Annotated in this window: 12 protein-coding genes; all 12 read left to right on the top strand. The window is 67.0% G+C overall.

Annotated features, from left to right (window positions below; translation table 11 throughout):
- The first annotated feature begins 16 nt into the window (after positions 1-16).
- Positions 17-1,114 carry a FemAB family XrtA/PEP-CTERM system-associated protein gene (locus ACQ7JA_RS12835; RefSeq protein WP_430898228.1) on the top strand — a complete coding sequence of 366 codons (1,098 nt, stop codon included), beginning with the start codon at positions 17-19 and terminating at the stop codon, positions 1,112-1,114.
- A 3-nt stretch (positions 1,115-1,117) separates the two neighbouring features.
- Positions 1,118-2,311, top strand: a complete 1,194-nt coding sequence (locus ACQ7JA_RS12830) for a TIGR03087 family PEP-CTERM/XrtA system glycosyltransferase (protein ID WP_430898226.1) — start codon at positions 1,118-1,120, stop codon at positions 2,309-2,311.
- Positions 2,302-3,867 (top strand): exosortase A, encoded by a 1,566-nt coding sequence (xrtA, locus tag ACQ7JA_RS12825; protein WP_430898224.1) that lies wholly within the window; start codon positions 2,302-2,304, stop codon positions 3,865-3,867. Before ACQ7JA_RS12830 ends, xrtA begins: the two co-directional genes overlap by 10 nt.
- Before the next feature lies 1 nt (position 3,868).
- Entirely contained in the window at positions 3,869-5,056 is a 1,188-nt protein-coding gene (locus ACQ7JA_RS12820) for a TIGR03088 family PEP-CTERM/XrtA system glycosyltransferase (protein WP_430898222.1), read from the top strand.
- Positions 5,044-6,975, top strand: coding sequence for an XrtA/PEP-CTERM system amidotransferase (locus tag ACQ7JA_RS12815; protein ID WP_430898220.1), 1,932 nt, complete (start codon positions 5,044-5,046; stop codon positions 6,973-6,975). The genes ACQ7JA_RS12820 and ACQ7JA_RS12815 overlap by 13 nt, the downstream gene beginning before the upstream one ends.
- A gap of 45 nt (positions 6,976-7,020) precedes the next feature.
- Complete coding sequence (locus tag ACQ7JA_RS12810; protein ID WP_430898218.1) at positions 7,021-8,247, top strand: TIGR04063 family PEP-CTERM/XrtA system glycosyltransferase; 1,227 nt, start codon at positions 7,021-7,023, stop codon at positions 8,245-8,247.
- Positions 8,244-9,428, top strand: a complete 1,185-nt coding sequence (locus ACQ7JA_RS12805) for a glycosyltransferase family 4 protein (protein WP_430898216.1) — start codon at positions 8,244-8,246, stop codon at positions 9,426-9,428. The genes ACQ7JA_RS12810 and ACQ7JA_RS12805 overlap by 4 nt, the downstream gene beginning before the upstream one ends.
- A 149-nt stretch (positions 9,429-9,577) precedes the next feature.
- Positions 9,578-10,888 (top strand): putative O-glycosylation ligase, exosortase A system-associated, encoded by a 1,311-nt coding sequence (locus ACQ7JA_RS12800; RefSeq protein ID WP_430898214.1) that lies wholly within the window; start codon positions 9,578-9,580, stop codon positions 10,886-10,888.
- On the top strand, positions 10,885-11,964 hold the full coding sequence (locus ACQ7JA_RS12795) for an acyltransferase family protein (protein ID WP_430898212.1): 1,080 nt from the start codon (positions 10,885-10,887) through the stop codon (positions 11,962-11,964). The genes ACQ7JA_RS12800 and ACQ7JA_RS12795 overlap by 4 nt, the downstream gene beginning before the upstream one ends.
- Positions 11,961-12,941, top strand: coding sequence for a polysaccharide deacetylase family protein (locus ACQ7JA_RS12790; RefSeq protein ID WP_430898210.1), 981 nt, complete (start codon positions 11,961-11,963; stop codon positions 12,939-12,941). The genes ACQ7JA_RS12795 and ACQ7JA_RS12790 overlap by 4 nt, the downstream gene beginning before the upstream one ends.
- A 36-nt stretch (positions 12,942-12,977) precedes the next feature.
- Positions 12,978-14,225, top strand: a complete 1,248-nt coding sequence (locus tag ACQ7JA_RS12785; RefSeq protein ID WP_430898207.1) for a glycosyltransferase — start codon at positions 12,978-12,980, stop codon at positions 14,223-14,225.
- Positions 14,222-15,733, top strand: a complete 1,512-nt coding sequence (locus tag ACQ7JA_RS12780; RefSeq protein WP_430898202.1) for a lipopolysaccharide biosynthesis protein — start codon at positions 14,222-14,224, stop codon at positions 15,731-15,733. Before ACQ7JA_RS12785 ends, ACQ7JA_RS12780 begins: the two co-directional genes overlap by 4 nt.
- Positions 15,734-15,737: the final 4 nt, after the last annotated feature.

Here is a 15,737-nt window from a genome sequence, read left to right as displayed (position 1 = left end):
GCAAAGGCATCACCGCATGAACTCGATCATCGAAGCCGCACAGGCCAAACGCGCCGCCCCGGTCCAGGCCACCGGTCCGCAGACGCTCCACCTGCTGCAACCGCAGGACTACGCCCGCTGGGACGCATTCGTGCGCGCCTGCCCCGACGCCACCTTCTTCCACCTCTCGGGCTGGCAGAAAGTGATCGAGCAATCCTTCGGCATCAAGACCTGGTTCTACTACGTCCAGCAGGACGGCCAGATCCAGGGCGTGCTGCCGCTCGCGGAGATCAAGAGCCGCCTGTTCGGCCACTCGCTGGGCGCCATGCCCTTCTGCGTCTACGGCGGCGTGGCCGCCACCGATGACAACGCCCGTGTCCTGCTCGACGAGGCCGCCGACAAGCTGGCGCGCGAGCTGGCCGTCGGCCACCTCGAATACCGCGGCATGAAGCGTGCCCACCCCGACGATCCGAGCTTCCATACCAAGGAGCTTTACGTCACCTTCCGCAAGGAGATCAGCGCGGACGACGAGGCGAACCTGAACGCCATCCCGCGCAAGCAGCGCGCCATGGTGCGCAAGGGGATCAAGCTGGGCCTGAAGGGCGTTGTGGAAGACAACGTCGACCGCATGTTCGAGGCCTATGCCCACAGCGTGCTGCGCCTGGGTACTCCGGTATTCCCGAAAAAATACTTCGCCCTGCTGCAGCAGACCTTCGGCGACGAGTGCGAGGTGCGCTCGATCTACACCAGCGACGACCGCCTGGTGGCCTCGGTGCTGTCCTTCTACTGGTGCGACGAGGTGGTGCCCTACTACGGCGGCGGCATGGACCTGGCGCGCGAAGTAGCCGGCAATGACTTCATGTACTGGAACCTGATGCAGGCCGCCGCCGCGCGTGGCTGCCGCATCTTCGACTACGGCCGCAGCAAGCTGGGCACCGGCGCCTACGACTTCAAGAAGAACTGGGGCTTCACGGCCGAGCCGCTGCCCTACGAGTACAAGCTGTACGCATCGGACCAGCTGCCGGACAACAATCCGCTGAATCCGAAGTACCAGCTCTTCATCAAGATGTGGAAGAAGCTGCCGCTGCCCGTGGCGAACTTCCTCGGCCCCTACATCGTGCGCAACCTGGGATAAGACGTGGAAGACCTGCTCCTGCTGATCCACCGGATCCCCTACCCGCCCAACAAGGGCGACAAGATCCGCTCGTATCACCTGCTCAAGCACCTGGCGCGCGACTACCGGGTGCACCTAGCGACGTTTGTCGACGACGCCGACGACTGGCAGCACGTGCCGACGGTGGAAAAGATGTGCGCCAGCAGCCACTTCGCCAGCCTGAACCCCACGCTCGCCCGCGTGCGCAGCCTCGGCGCGCTGGTGAAGAACCGCTCGCTCTCGCTCGACTACTACCGCGACGCAGGCATGCAGCGCTGGGTCGACCAGACGGTGGCTGCCCACAAGATCGAGCGCGTGCTGGTGTTCTCCTCGGCGATGGCGCAGTACGCCGACAAGTACCCGAACGCGCGCCGCGTGGTCGACTTCTGCGATGTCGACTCCGATAAGTGGCGCCAGTACGCCGACAAGAAATCCTGGCCCATGAGCTGGCTGTACCGCCACGAGGCGCGCCAGCTGCTGTCCTACGAGCGCCAGGTGGCGCGCGAGTACGACGCTTCGCTGTTCGTCTCGGCGCCGGAGGCGGACCTCTTTCGCCAGTTGGCCCCGGAAAGCGATGCGCGCATCGGCTTCTTCAGCAATGGCGTCGACACCGACTACTTCTCGCCCGACGCCGCCGGCGCTACTCCCTTCAAGGAGGGAGAGCGCGCCATCGTGTTCACCGGCGCCATGGACTACTGGCCCAACGTCGATGCGGTGCAGTGGTTTGCCGCGGACGTGATGCCGCTGCTGCGCGCGCGCTTGCCCGACCTTACCTTCTACATCGTCGGCGCGCGGCCAAGCCCGGCCGTGCTGGAACTGGGCAAGCAGGCGAACATCGTCGTGACCGGCACCGTGCCGGACGTGCGCCCCTACATCGCCCACGCGCGCGCCGCGGTGGCGCCGTTGCGCATCGCGCGCGGCATCCAGAACAAGGTGCTCGAGGCGATGGCGATGGCCACCCCGGTGGTCGTCTCGCCCCAGGCGCTCGAGGGCATCGAGGCCGAACCGGGCCGCGAACTGGTGCTGGCCAATGACGCGACCGGCTTTGCCGACGCGGTGGCGAATCTGCTGGCATGCCAGGACAACACCATGGGCCTGGCCGCACGCGCCAGGGTTGAACGCAAGTACAGCTGGCCTAGCAACCTGGCCTGCATCGGGGAGCGACTCGAATGTTCCTGAAACCTCCACCCGGCGTCGACGCCACTGCGCTGCCGGCAGCCGCCCCCATCCGGATGCCGGCAGCCTCCGCCATCGCTCTCGCGCTGGCCCTGATCGCACCATTCCTGCTGTACTGGCAGACGGCCGCCTCGATGGTCGCGATCTGGAACAGCTCCGAGACCTTCGCCCACGGCTACGTGATCCTGCCGATCAGCCTCGGCCTGATCTGGCGCCAGCGCGCCTGGTTCGCGCGCCTGCCGGCGCGCCCCTGGTGGCCGGGCCTGCTGCTGCTCGCCGGCGCCGGCGCCGCCTGGCTCGCCGGCCGCATGGGCGACGTGCAGGTGGTGATGCAGTACGCCTTCGTGTCGATGTTCCCGCTGGCCGCGCTCACCCTGCTCGGCCCGCGCCTGGCGTCGAAATTCACCTTCCCGCTGTTGTTCCTGCTGTTCGCCGTGCCGTTCGGGGAGATCTTCGTCGAGCCCCTGATCAACTACACGGCCGACTTCACCGTGTGGGCGGTGCAGGCCACCGGCATCCCGGTGCTGCGCAACGGCACCCGTTTCGAGCTGCCGACCGGCAGCTGGTCGGTGGTCGAGGCCTGCAGCGGCATCCGCTACCTGATCTCCTCGATCACCCTGGGCTGTCTGTACGCCTACCTGACCTACCGCTCGAACACCCGCCGCGCCGTCTTCATCGGCCTGTCGATCGTGGTGCCGATCGTGGCCAACTGGCTGCGCGCCTACGGCATCGTGATGATCGGCCACATGAGCGGCATGGAACTGGCCACCGGCGTCGACCACCTGGTCTACGGCTGGCTGTTCTTCGGCGTGATCATGTTCATCATGTTCTGGATCGGCAGCTACTGGCGCGAGGACGATCAGCCTGCCGCCGCGGCCGCTCCGGCGCCGGTGCAGGCAGCCGCCGTCCCGGGCAAGGCCGCCGCGCTGCTGCCGATGGCCGTGGCGGTGGTCGCGGTCGCCGCCATGTGGCCGGCCTTTGCAACCGTCAACGAGCGCGCCAACCTCAACCCGGCACCGGTTGCCTTGGCCGAGCCGGCCGTGGCCTGGCCGCAAACCGCCGGCTTCCCCGACTGGGAAGTCCATTACATGGAGCCGGACGCGCGCGTGAAGCGCGTCTACGTGGCGCCGGACGGCCGTCCGGTGCAGCTGCAGCTGCTGTACTACCGCAACCAGACCAAGCAGAAGGGCCTGATCAGTTCCGTCAACCGCCTGGCGGGCGACAAGGATGCCTTCCATCCGGTCGCATCCAGCCTGCGCAGCGAGCAGGCCGGCGGACGCAGCCTGGCGCTGCGCGAAGCGGTCATGCACAGCAACGACGGCAAGCTGGTGGTCTGGCACGTGATGTGGGTCGACGGCCAGTACCTGACCAGCAATGTGGTGGGCAAGCTGCGCCAGGCCCAGGGCAAGCTGCAGTTCCGCGGCGACGACGGCGCGCTGGTGGCGATCGCCGCCCCGGCCGCCGACAGCCAGGATGCGGCGCGCGCCGCCCTGCGCGCCTTCCTGGCCCAGAACTTCGGCGCGGTGGATGCCGCCCTCGTGAAGGCACGGGGACGCTGAGATGAACGCCGTGCAGCATAGTGTGCTCGCGCCGCCGCCGCTGGTGGCGCACCTGATCTACCGCCTGGACATCGGGGGCCTGGAGACGCTGCTGGTCGACACGATCAACCGCATGGCGCCCGGCCGCTACCGCCACGCGGTGATCTGCCTGACCGACTACACCGACTTCGCCCAGCGCATCACGCGCCCGGACGTGGAACTGGTCGCCCTGCACAAGCCGGCCGGCCTGGCCCTCGGCACCCACGCGGACCTGTTCCGCCTGCTGCGCCGCATGAAGCCGAGCATCCTGCACACCTACAACCTCGGCGCCATCGAATACGCGGCCACCGCCTGGGCCGCCGGCGTGCCGGTGCGCATCCACGCCGAACACGGCCGCGACGCGCGCGACCCGCAAGGCGTCAACCCGAAACACAATCTGCTGCGCCGCCTGCTCACGCCCGTCATCGACCGCTACGTGCCGGTATCGCGCGACCTGCAAGGCTGGCTGGAGCGGGTGGTGCGCATCCCCGCCCGCAAGCTGCAGCTCATCGACAACGGCGTCGACACCGAACGCTTCCGAGCCGGCGAGACCGGCATGGCGGAAGCCTGGCAGAGCGATCCCGATGCGTTCGTCATCGGCACCGTGGGCCGCCTGCAGGACGTCAAGGACCAGGCCACCCTGGTCGAGGCCTTTGCCCTGCTGCGGCGCCAGCTTCCGAATGAAAAACTGCGCCTGGTGCTGGTGGGCGACGGCCCGCTGCGCGCGCAGCTGGAAAGCCAGGTGGCCGCGCTCGGCCTGCAGGACTGCGCCTTCCTCCCCGGCCCGCGCAGCGACGTGGCGCCCGTGATGCGCAGCTTCTCGCTGTTCGCCCTGTCCTCGATCGCCGAAGGCACGCCGGTAACCATGCTCGAAGCGATGGCCAGCGAACTGCCGGTGGTCTCCACCGCGGTGGGCGGCATCCCCGACCTGGTCACACCTGGCGCGAATGGCGCCCTGGTGCCGGCGCGCGACCCGCAAGCCCTGGCCGCGGCGATTCTCCCCTATGTGAAGGACCGCGCGCTGGCGCGCCGCCATGGCGCGCAAGGACGCGCACGCGTCGAGCAGCAATACAGCATGCAGGCCATGCTGGCCGCCTACGTCGCACTGTACGACGAACTGTGCCAGACCAAGACACTCCCGAAAAAAGCGATCACACCATGTGCGGAATAGTTGGAATTTTTGATATGCAGGGCGGCCGCGCCATCGACCGCCACCTGCTGCACCGGATGAACGAGAGCCAGTTCCACCGCGGCCCGGTGGAGGGCGACCTGCACCTGGAGCCCGGCCTGGCCTTCGGCCACCGCCGCCTGTCGATCATCGCCCTGGAAGCCGGGCTGCAGCCGCTGTTCAACGAGGACGAGACCATCGCCCTCGTGTTCAACGGCGAGATCTACAACTTCCGCGAACTGCGCGCCGAACTGCAGGGCCTGGGCCACGTCTTCCGCACGCCCTCGGACAGCGAAACCATCGTCCACGCCTACGAGCAGTGGGGCGAGGACTGCGTCGTCCACCTGCGCGGCATGTTCGCCTTCGCAATCTGGGACCGCCCGAAACAGACCCTGTTCCTGGCGCGCGACCGCATCGGCATCAAGCCCATGCACTACGCGGTCCTTGACGACGGCATGTTCGCCTTCGGTTCCGAACTGAAGTCCCTGCTCACCCTGCCGAACCTGAAGCGCGAAATCGACCCGCTGGCCGTCGAAGAATACTTCGCCTATGGCTACGTGCCGGAACCGCGCACCATCTTTACGGGCGCGAAGAAGCTGCTGCCGGGCCATACCCTCACCCTGCGTGTGGGCCAGCCGGTGCCGGAATCGAAACAGTACTGGGACGTGCCCTTCGCCCCGCACGCCGCGATGAGCGAGCGCGAGATGGAAGAGCAGTTGATCGAACGCCTGCGCGAAGCGGTGAAGAGCCACCTGATCTCGGACGTGCCGCTGGGCGCCTTCCTGTCGGGTGGCGTCGACTCCAGCGCCGTGGTGGCCATGATGGCCGGCGTCAGCGACGGCGCGGTCAATACCTGCTCGATCGCCTTCAACGACCCGGCATTCGACGAGTCCGAGTACGCGCGCCAGGTGGCTGCGCAATACAAGACCAATCACCAGTGCGAGACCGTCGACAAGGACGACTACGGCCTGCTCGACACCCTGGCCGCGCTCTACGACGAACCGTATGCCGACAGCTCGGCGATCCCGACCTACCGCGTCTGCCAGCTGGCGAGGAAGCGCGTCACCGTGGCCCTGTCGGGCGACGGCGGCGACGAGAACTTCGCCGGCTACCGCCGCCACCGCATGGCGATGGGCGAGAACCGCGTGCGCTCGCTGCTGCCGCTGGCCGTGCGCAAACCCGTCTTCGGCGTGCTGGGCGCCGTGTATCCGAAAGCCGACTGGGCGCCGCGCATGTTCCGCGCCAAGACCACTTTCGAGGCGCTGGCGCGCGACCTCACCGAGGGCTACTTCCACGGCGTCTCGATCAACAACGACCGCATCCGCGGCCAGCTGTTCTCCAGCGGCTTCAAGCAGAAGCTGCAGGGCTATCGCGCGGTCGAGGTGATGCGCGGCTATGCGAAGAACGCGCCGACCGACGACCCGCTGTCGCTGATCCAGTACCTCGACATGAAGACCTACCTGCCGGGCGACATCCTGACCAAGGTCGACCGCGCCAGCATGGCCCATGCGCTGGAAGTGCGCGTGCCCCTGCTCGACCACCAGTTCGTCGAATGGGTGTCGGGCCTGCCGTCCGGTTCGAAGCTGCGCAACGGCGAGGGCAAGCACATCTTCAAGAAGGCGCTGCAGCCCTATCTGTCGGAGGACATCCTGTACCGCAAGAAGCAGGGTTTCTCGATTCCACTGGCGGCCTGGCTGCGCGGCCCGCTGGCGGACGCGATGCGCCGCGCGGTGCTCAATCCGGCCCTGCTCGACACCGGCATCTTCAACCCGGCTTTTCTGAAGCAGATGGTGGACGAGCACCAGTCCGGCGCCAAGGACCACAGCACGACCCTGTGGTCGGTGCTGATGTTCGACGCCTTCCTGCGCAAAAACGGCGCCGGCGCCCAGGACAGCGCCCCGGCCATCGCCGCCGCCGCATAAACCAGAACAGAACAACGCAACAAGCGCAACCGGAACCACAAGAACATGCGAGTCCTTCACGTCCTCGACCACTCCATCCCCCTGCACAGCGGCTACACCTTCCGTACCGCCTCGATCCTGCGCGAACAGCGCGCGCTCGGCTGGGAAACCTTCCACGTCACCGGCTCCAAGCAGAACTCGGGCGAACAGCTCGAGGAAACCGTGGATGGCCTGCACTTCTACCGCACCCCTGGCTCGAAAAGCGCGCTGGCCAAGCTGCCCGTGCTGAACCAGAAGGAAGTCATCGACGGCCTCACCAAACGCCTGGCCGAGATCATCCCGGTGGTGAAACCCGACGTGCTGCACGCCCACTCGCCCAGCCTGAACGCGGTCGCCGCCCTGCGCGCCGGCAAGCGCTTCGGCATCCCGGTGGTCTACGAGGTGCGCGCCTTCTGGGAAGACGCGGCGGTCGACCACGGTACCAGCAGCGAGAACGGCCTGCGCTACCGCGCCACGCGGGCGCTGGAGACCTGGGCTTTGAAGCGCGCCGACGCCGTCACCACCATCTGCGAAGGCCTGCGTAAAGACATCGTCGCGCGCGGCATCCCGGCCGACAAGGTCACCGTGATCCCGAACGCGGTCGACATCGACAAGTTCTCGGTGGGCGGCAGCGCCGACCAGGAACTCAAGACGAAGCTGGGCCTGCAGGGCTCGCGCCTGATCGGCTTCATCGGCTCCTTCTACGCCTACGAAGGCCTGGACATCCTGCTGCGCGCCGTGCCGCAGCTGGCGCAGGAGCTGCCGGACCTGCGCGTGCTGCTGGTCGGCGGCGGGCCCCAGGACGCCCAGCTGCGCCAGCTGGCGCAGGACCTGGGCATCACCGACAAGGTGGTGTTTACCGGCCGCGTGCCGCACGACCAGGTGCAGAAGTACTACGACCTGCTCGACGTGCTGGTCTATCCGCGCCTGTCGATGCGCCTGACCGACCTGGTTACCCCGCTCAAGCCCCTGGAAGCGATGGCCCAGGGCCGCATCCTGGCCGCATCCGACGTGGGCGGCCACCTGGAACTGATCGCCGACGGCAAGACCGGCGTGCTGTTCAAGGCCGACGATCCGGCTTCGCTGGCCGACAAGGTCGGCGCCCTGCTGCGCGCCCAGGAACGCTGGCCGGCGCTGCGCGCGGCCGGCCGCGAATACGTGGAGACCGAACGCAACTGGCCGGTGAGCGTTGCCCGCTACAAGAACATCTACGGCCGCCTGACCGGCCGCGCCACCGCATCGCAGGCTGCATGAAGATCCTGACCTTCAGCACCCTCTTCCCCAACACGGAAAAACCGGGCCACGGAATCTTCGTGGAAACCCGCCTGCGCCACCTGGTCGCAAGCGGCCAGGTCGAATCGCGCGTGGTCGCGCCGATCGGCTGGTTCCCCTTGAAGCATCCGCGCTTCGGCGACTACGCGAAGCTGGCCAGGGTGCCGAAGAGCGAAGTGCGCCACGGCCTGCAGGTGGAACATCCGCGCTACCCGGTGCTGCCGAAGATCGGCATGAACGTCGCCCCGCTGCTGCTGGCCCAGGCGGCAAAGCCCGCGATCGCGCGCATCCTCGACGAAGGTTATGACTTCGACCTGATCGACGCGCATTATTTTTACCCGGACGGCGTCGCCGCGGCCATGCTGGCGCGCTACTTCAACAAGCCGCTGGTGATCACGGCGCGCGGCTCCGACATCACACTGCTGCCGCAGTACGCGCTGCCGCGCCGCATGATCAAATGGGCGGCCAATCGCGCCGACGCCGTCATCACGGTCTGCCACGCCCTGCGCGAGGAAGTCGTCGCCCTCGGCGTGCCGCCAGAGCGCGTGACCTCCCTGCGCAACGGCGTCGACCTGCAGCTGTTCCGCCCGATCGAGCGCACACCGAACTCGCTGTTCACCCTGCTCACGGTCGGCCATCTGGTGCCGGTCAAGGCCCAGGAGCTGATCGTCGCCGCCCTGCCCCTGCTGACGGGTGTGCGCCTGGTGGTGGCGGGCGACGGCCCCAACCGCGGCATGCTGGAAGCGCTGGCGCGCGAGCTCGGCGTTGAAGCGCGCGTGCAATTCCTCGGCGCCGTACCCCAGGCCCAGCTGCGCGGACACTACGGCAATGCCGACGCCCTGGTGCTGGCTTCCTCGCGCGAGGGCTGGGCCAACGTCCTGCTCGAATCGATGGCCTGCGGTACGCCGGTGGTGGCCAGCCGCGTCTACGGCACCCCCGAAGTGGTCGCCGCGCCCGAGACGGGCGTCCTGATGGACGAGCGCACGCCGCAGGGCGTGGCCGATGCCGTCACGCGCCTGCGCGCGGCCTACCCTGACCGCGGCGCCACCCGCCGCTATGCGGAGCGCTTCAGCTGGGACGATACGACCGCGGGGCAGATCGCCCTGTTCCAGGACATTCTCAACCGGCGCTTGCGCCAGCCCTCGCGCGCGCTCGCGTGCTAAGCGGCACTAACTGATCCGACACGATGGAATCCATACTCTGGGCCCTCGACCTGCTGGTCGTCACCTTCGCGTGTTACTGGGCATTGCGCGCCGACGAGGCGGAATCGGGAAAGAAACCGAAGCAAGACAAGCGGGGGCGTCGCTGATCCATGCGTGACTTGGTACTTCTGGGCCTGTTGCCACTGTTGCTCTACTTCATGGCCAAACGGCCCTTCATCGGCCTCGGCATGTGGATCTGGACCGCGCTGTTCTTCCCCAACGCCTGGGTCTACGGCCCCGCCTCGCACATCCGCTACAACCTGCTGTTCACTGGTGTGGCCATACTGAGCTATCTGGCGATGCGCGACAAGCCGAAATTCCAGCCGGGCCGCCTGGGCAGCCTGGTACTGCTGTTCTTCCTGTGGACGACGCTGTCGACCATGATGACCCTGGCGCCTCCCGATATCTCCTGGGACTACTGGAACCGCTTCGCCAAGGTTATCGTTCTGTTCGTGTTCATTCTGCTGGTGGTGCAGAAGAAGCTGCATATCGACTTCTTCCTGTGGTGCGTGGTGCTATCGGTAGGCTTCTATGCCGATCTCGAAGGGCTGAAATTCCTTGGTAGCGGCGGCGGCCACAAGATCGAAGGACTGACCGGTCACGTGCTCGGCGACCGCAACGAGCTGGCGGTGGCCTTCGTGATGACGCTGCCGATCTGCTATTACCTGCTGGGTGAATACGGCAAGCGTTCGCGCCTGCTCTGGCTCGCCCTGCTCGGCACAATGTGCCTGCTGGTGGCGTCCGTGATCGGCACCCAGTCGCGCGGCGGCTTCATCGCGCTGGCGGGCTTCGGCGCCTACCTCTTCATCAAGACCGACCGCAAGATCCCGGTGCTGATCCTGCTGGTGCTGCTGGCTGGCGGCCTGTCCATGGTGGCATCGGAAGAGTGGATGTCGCGCATGAACACGATCGAGTCGGCCGACGGCGATGCTTCCTTCATGGGCCGGGTGGTCGCGTGGAAGCTCAGCTTCATCCTGGCAGTTCAGAATCCGGTCTTCGGCGGCGGTTTCAAGGCGCTCGAATACTTCCCGGTCTGGTCGAAGCTGTCGCAGCAGTTCTTCTCGTATTCCTGGTTCTATACCGGGGACGCCTTGCCGAACACCGAGATCGCGCGCGCGGCCCACAGCGTCTACTTCCAGGTGCTGGGCAACCAGGGCTTCGTGGGCCTGGCCATTTACGTTGCCTGCTTGGGCGGTGCCTTCCTCAAGGCCGCGCGCATCGCAGGCAAGGCGAAAGAGCTGGGCGCGCCGGACTGGGTCCGCTCGCTTGCCACCATGCTGCAGCTCAGCATTTTCGCCTTCGCTCTCGGCGGTGCAGCACTCAGTTTCGCCTACTTCGACCTGATCTTCGCCATCTTCGCCCTCCTGATCGTGCTGGAGGGGCGCATCCTGCCCGCATCCCTCAAGGAGCTTGCTCGATGAATCAGAACGTGCTCAAGGGCATTCTCGTGCTGCTCGTTGTGGTGGACCACAACGAGTTTTCGCGCAACCTGTTCCGCGGCTTCCTCGAAGGGTTTTCCTTCCACGTGGTCGGTTTCCTGATGATGCCTTTCCTGCGGCCAGCTGCCCCTTGGTCGCGCGACTATTTAAACTACCTGTTCCGTCTGTATTTCCCCTATCTACTGGTGGTGACCGCAATGGCAATCGTGGTGGCCTGGGTTGAGCCTGTTACCGCGGGCGAGCAGGCCCTGCGCTGGCTCCACGTCCTATACAGCGGCAATTCGGCACTGCTGAAGCAGGTGACTGACATGGCGCTGCTGTGGTTCCTGCCCGCCTTTATCTCCCTGGTCACGCTGCGCATGGCGATCGAGAACAGCGGCAGGACCGGCAAGGCCATTGCCATCGTGCTGCTGTGCGTGGCCCATCTGTTCGTCGGCACCGTGTCCCGCGAGTTCGCGCCTTACCTGCCGCTCGGCCTGCTGCCGGCGGTGTACGTGGTCCCGCTGGCCTACCTCGGCGTCCTGCTGCAGCGCCGGATCTTCGAGCGCATTGCGCCGCTGGCGGCCCTGCTGGTCACCGGCACGATCTATGTAGCGGTCAAGCATGCACAGATTCGCGCCGGCCTGTATAACGAGATCGGCTTCGGCATGGTGGCCGATTACCGCGCTCCCGGTGCGCTCCTGATCAACGACCTGGAGGCGGTCACGGGGGTTCTGATGCTGTTCCAGCTGGCGCGCTTCAGGCTGGAGGGCTTGCTCGCGCTGGCCGGCAAGTACAGCCTGCAGGTCTACCTATTCCACGCCTTCGTGGCGCTGGGCGTGTACAAGGTCCTGCTGCGCTTTACCGCCGGCTGGCCGGTCGCCGCCTTGTTCACGGTGTCGCTGTTGGCCACGGTGCTGCTGACCGTCCCGCTGGCGCGCTTCCTGGCCGAGCAGCCGCTCACCCGACGCTTCCTGTTTCCCCGTTCGCCGGCCGACCTGTTTGGCCGCCCGCCGGCCGGCCGTAGCCGGGCGCCTGTGATACCGTCTACCGCAACGCAGAGCGACGCCCGCCAATGACAGTCCTTCACAATTCACGCATCAACGAACGCCTCATCCGCACCGTCGGCAACGCCATCGCCCTGGCCGGCCGCGGCAACCGCCTGTGCGTGGTCAACTACCACCGGATCCTGGCGGGCCCCGATCCGATGCTCGAATCGGAACCGGACGTGGCGACCTTCCGCTGGCAGATGGCTCTGCTGGCCCGCTGCTTCAACGTCCTGCCCCTGTCCGCAGCCCTGGCTGCGCTCGACGCCGGCAAGCTGCCCCCGCGCGCGCTGTCGATCACCTTCGACGACGGCTACCGCTCGGTGCACGACCTGGCGCTGCCGGTGCTGCGGGAGTTCGGCCTGCCGGCCACGGTCTTCGTCACGAGCGGCCACATCGGCGACCGCGACATGTGGAACGACTGCATCATCGAAGCGGTGCAGCACCTGCCGGCCGGGCAGCTCGACCTGCGCCACCTCGACATGGGCAGCTATTCCCTGCATACCCTGGACGCGCGCAAGGCCACGCTGGCAGAACTGACCGAGTCGTCCAAGTACCTGCCGCCGACGGCGCGCCTGGCGCTGGTCGACAGCCTCAGCGCCATGGTCGGGGAAGGCGCGGGCGCCCACGGCCTGATGCTGACCGCGGAGATGATCCTGAACCTCGACCGCCACGGCATCGAGATCGGCGCGCACACGGTGTCGCACCCGATCCTGACCAGCCTGAACGACGACGAAGCGCGCCGGGAAATCGTGGCCGGCAAGGAGCAGCTGGAGGCGATGCTGGGCAAGCCGGTCAGGCTGTTCGCCTACCCGAACGGCAAGGCCGGCAAGGACTTCGACGCGCGCCACGCCGCGATGGCGCGCGAAGCCGGTTTCGTCGCCGCCTTCACCACGGAACCGGGGCCCATCACGAAGCATGGCAACCGCTACGCGCTGGCGCGCAGCCGCCCCTGGGACCAGACCCCCCTGATGTTCGGCCTGCGCCTGCTGCGCTGGCTGGCGGCCTGACCTTTTTTGCAGTATCTGTAAGCGAGTGATTCATCCATGAAGAAGAAGACAGCGCTGCTGGTCGCCTTCCACTTTCCGCCACAGGCGGGCAGCAGCGGCATCCAGCGTACCCTGAGTTTTTCGAAGTACCTGCGCCGGCACGGCTGGGAGGCGCTGGTTCTGTCCGCCAACGCGCGCGCCTACGAACAGCACAACGACTCGCAGCTGGCGAGCCTGCCGGGCGACCTCGTGGTGCAACGCGCCTTCGCGCTCGACACCAAGCGCCACCTGGGCTTCGGCGGGCGCTACCTGGAGCTGATGGCGCTGCCCGACCGCTGGGTGAGCTGGCTGGCGCATGGCGTCGTCGCCGGGCTGCGCCTGGTGCGCCGCCACCAGGCCGGCGTGATCTGGTCGACCTTCCCGATCGCCACCGCCCACCTGATCGGGCTGGTCCTGCACCGGCTCACGGGCCTGCCCTGGATCGCCGACTTCCGCGATCCGATGATGCAGCCTGCCTACCCGACCTCCGCACGCCAGCGCGCCATCTACGGCTGGATCGAGAAGCAGGCCATGCAGCGCTGCAGCTTCGCGGTCTTCACCACGCAGCGCGCCCTCGAGACCTGCAAGGCGCGCTTCCCGAACGTCGACCCGGCCAAGTTCCGGGTCATCGAAAACGGCTTCGACGAAGAGGAGTTCGGACGCCTGATGGAGGAAGCGACAGCGCCGCAGGCGCGTGGGCGCCGCGTCACGCTGCTGCACAGCGGCATCCTGTACAAGAACGGACGCAATCCCGCCGCCTTCCTGGAAGCCCTCGCCGTCCTGAAGGCCGCCGGCGGCATCGACGCCGGATCGCTGCGCGTGATCCTGCGCGCGCCCGGCGACGTTCCGGGCGTCGCGGCGCAGGTGACGGCCCTCGGCCTGGACGACGTCGTCGAGGTGCTGCCGCCGCTTTCCTACCGCGAAGCGCTGAACGAGATGCTGGCCGCCGACGGTTTGCTGCTGTTCCAGGGCACCCCGTTCAACAACCAGATCCCGGCCAAGATCTACGAATACTTCAGGGCGCGCAAGCCGGTACTGGGCCTGGTCGATCCGGTCGGCGAAACCGCCGCCGTGCTGCGCGGCGCGGGTTTCGACGATATCGTCGATCCCGACGCCAGCGCGCAGATCGCCGCCGCCCTGGAACGCTTCATCCCGGCGGTGCGCGATGGCAGCGCCCACATCGCCGACGACGAGGTCGTGGCGCGCGCTTCGCGCGCGCACAAGGCGCGCGAGCTGGCCGACTTGTTCGACGAGGCCGCAGCATGAGCGAAAACGGCAGCATCAACAAGCAGATCGCCAAGGGCGCCGCCTGGATGGTGGCATTCAAGATGGTCGACAAGTGCATCGGCCTCGTCAGCACCATCGTGCTGGCGCGCATGCTCCAGCCCGAGGACTTCGGCCTGGTCGCCATGTCGATGGTATTGCTCTCGGCCCTGAATCTCCTGATTTCCTTCGGTTTCGAAGTGCAGCTGATCCAGAACCGCAATGCGGGACGCGACCAGTTCGACACGGCCTGGACCTTCACCGTGGTCTTCTCGGTCGCCTGCGGCCTGGTGCTGGCGGCCCTGGCCCTGCCGGCCTCGCAGTTCTACCGCGATCCGCGGCTGGAAGCCATCATCTATGCGCTGGCCTTCGGCTTCGCGCTGGAAGGCTTCTCGAACATCGGCACCGTCGCCTTCCGCCGCGAAATGCAGTTCGACCGCGAGTTCAAGTTCCTGCTCGGTAAGCGCATGTCCAGCCTGGTCGTCACCATTCCGCTCGCCCTGTGGCTGCAGAACTACTGGGCGCTGGTGATCGGCCAGCTGTCGAGCACCGCGCTGTCGGTGGCGCTGTCCTATTACATGAGCACCTACCGTCCGCGGTTCTCGCTGAAGTCCAAGCTCGAGCTGTTCCACACCTCGAAGTGGCTGGTGATTAACAACCTGTTCGGTTTCCTCCAGAACCGCTCGGCGCCCTTCCTGCTCGCGCGCCTGTCGGGCGCTCCCTCGGTCGGCGTGTTCTCGATCGGCATGGAGATCTCGACCCTGCCCTCGAACGAACTGGTCGCGCCGATCAACCGCGCGGCCTTCCCCGGCTACGCGAAGGCAGCCCATGACATGGACAAGCTGCGCGACACCTTCCTCAAGGTGATCGCCTCGATCGCGCTGGTGGCGATTCCGGCGGGCGTCGGGGTGGCCGTGGTGGCCGACCTGTTCGTGCCTGCGGTGCTGGGCTGGAAGTGGCTGGACGCGATCCCGCTGATCCAGCTGCTGGCGGTGTTCGGCGTGATCAAGGCCCTGCAGACCAACATTCCTTATGTCTACCTGGCGCTCGGCATGGCAAAGCGCAGCACCATCATCGGCAGCATCCAGGTCGCGATCTATCTCGCCGTCCTGTATCCGGCGATTTCCGGCTGGGGTGCGATGGGCGCGGCGTGGGCCTCGCTGGGCACCGCCATCGTGATGATCCCGGTGAACCAGGCCATGGTCGCGCAGTGCCTCGGCCTGGGCTACACGCAATTCTGCCGCGAGCTGGTGCGGCCCCTGATCGCTTCCGGCGCCGTCGCGGCGGCGGTGCTCGGGGTGAAAAGCCAGCTGAACCTGCGCCAGCATTCGCTCGATTACGTGCTGGCGCTACTGCTGTGCGCGGCCGTCGGCGCGCTGGTCTATGTGATCGTGCTGTATGCGGTATGGCGCTTGTGGAAGCGCCCGGACGGCGCCGAGCGCCACGCCTTCGGCCAGCTCGAGAAGCTGCTGCGCAAGGCCGGGATCCGCGTCAACCTGGTCGGTTCCTGAATCG

Source organism: Massilia sp. BKSP1R2A-1, assembly GCF_050586525.1.
Taxonomy (GTDB): Bacteria; Pseudomonadota; Gammaproteobacteria; order Burkholderiales; family Burkholderiaceae_D; genus Telluria.
This window is presented reverse-complemented; position numbering and strand designations above follow the sequence as displayed.

Coding starts and splice junctions, on each gene's coding strand:
- xrtA (WP_430898224.1), top strand. CDS start 2,302: ATGTTCCTGAAACCTCCACCCGGCGTCGACGCCACTGCGCTGCCGGCA.
- ACQ7JA_RS12820 (WP_430898222.1), top strand. CDS start 3,869: ATGAACGCCGTGCAGCATAGTGTGCTCGCGCCGCCGCCGCTGGTGGCG.
- ACQ7JA_RS12780 (WP_430898202.1), top strand. CDS start 14,222: ATGAGCGAAAACGGCAGCATCAACAAGCAGATCGCCAAGGGCGCCGCC.
- ACQ7JA_RS12805 (WP_430898216.1), top strand. CDS start 8,244: ATGAAGATCCTGACCTTCAGCACCCTCTTCCCCAACACGGAAAAACCG.
- ACQ7JA_RS12835 (WP_430898228.1), top strand. CDS start 17: ATGAACTCGATCATCGAAGCCGCACAGGCCAAACGCGCCGCCCCGGTC.
- ACQ7JA_RS12800 (WP_430898214.1), top strand. CDS start 9,578: ATGCGTGACTTGGTACTTCTGGGCCTGTTGCCACTGTTGCTCTACTTC.
- ACQ7JA_RS12785 (WP_430898207.1), top strand. CDS start 12,978: ATGAAGAAGAAGACAGCGCTGCTGGTCGCCTTCCACTTTCCGCCACAG.
- ACQ7JA_RS12815 (WP_430898220.1), top strand. CDS start 5,044: ATGTGCGGAATAGTTGGAATTTTTGATATGCAGGGCGGCCGCGCCATC.
- ACQ7JA_RS12810 (WP_430898218.1), top strand. CDS start 7,021: ATGCGAGTCCTTCACGTCCTCGACCACTCCATCCCCCTGCACAGCGGC.
- ACQ7JA_RS12795 (WP_430898212.1), top strand. CDS start 10,885: ATGAATCAGAACGTGCTCAAGGGCATTCTCGTGCTGCTCGTTGTGGTG.
- ACQ7JA_RS12790 (WP_430898210.1), top strand. CDS start 11,961: ATGACAGTCCTTCACAATTCACGCATCAACGAACGCCTCATCCGCACC.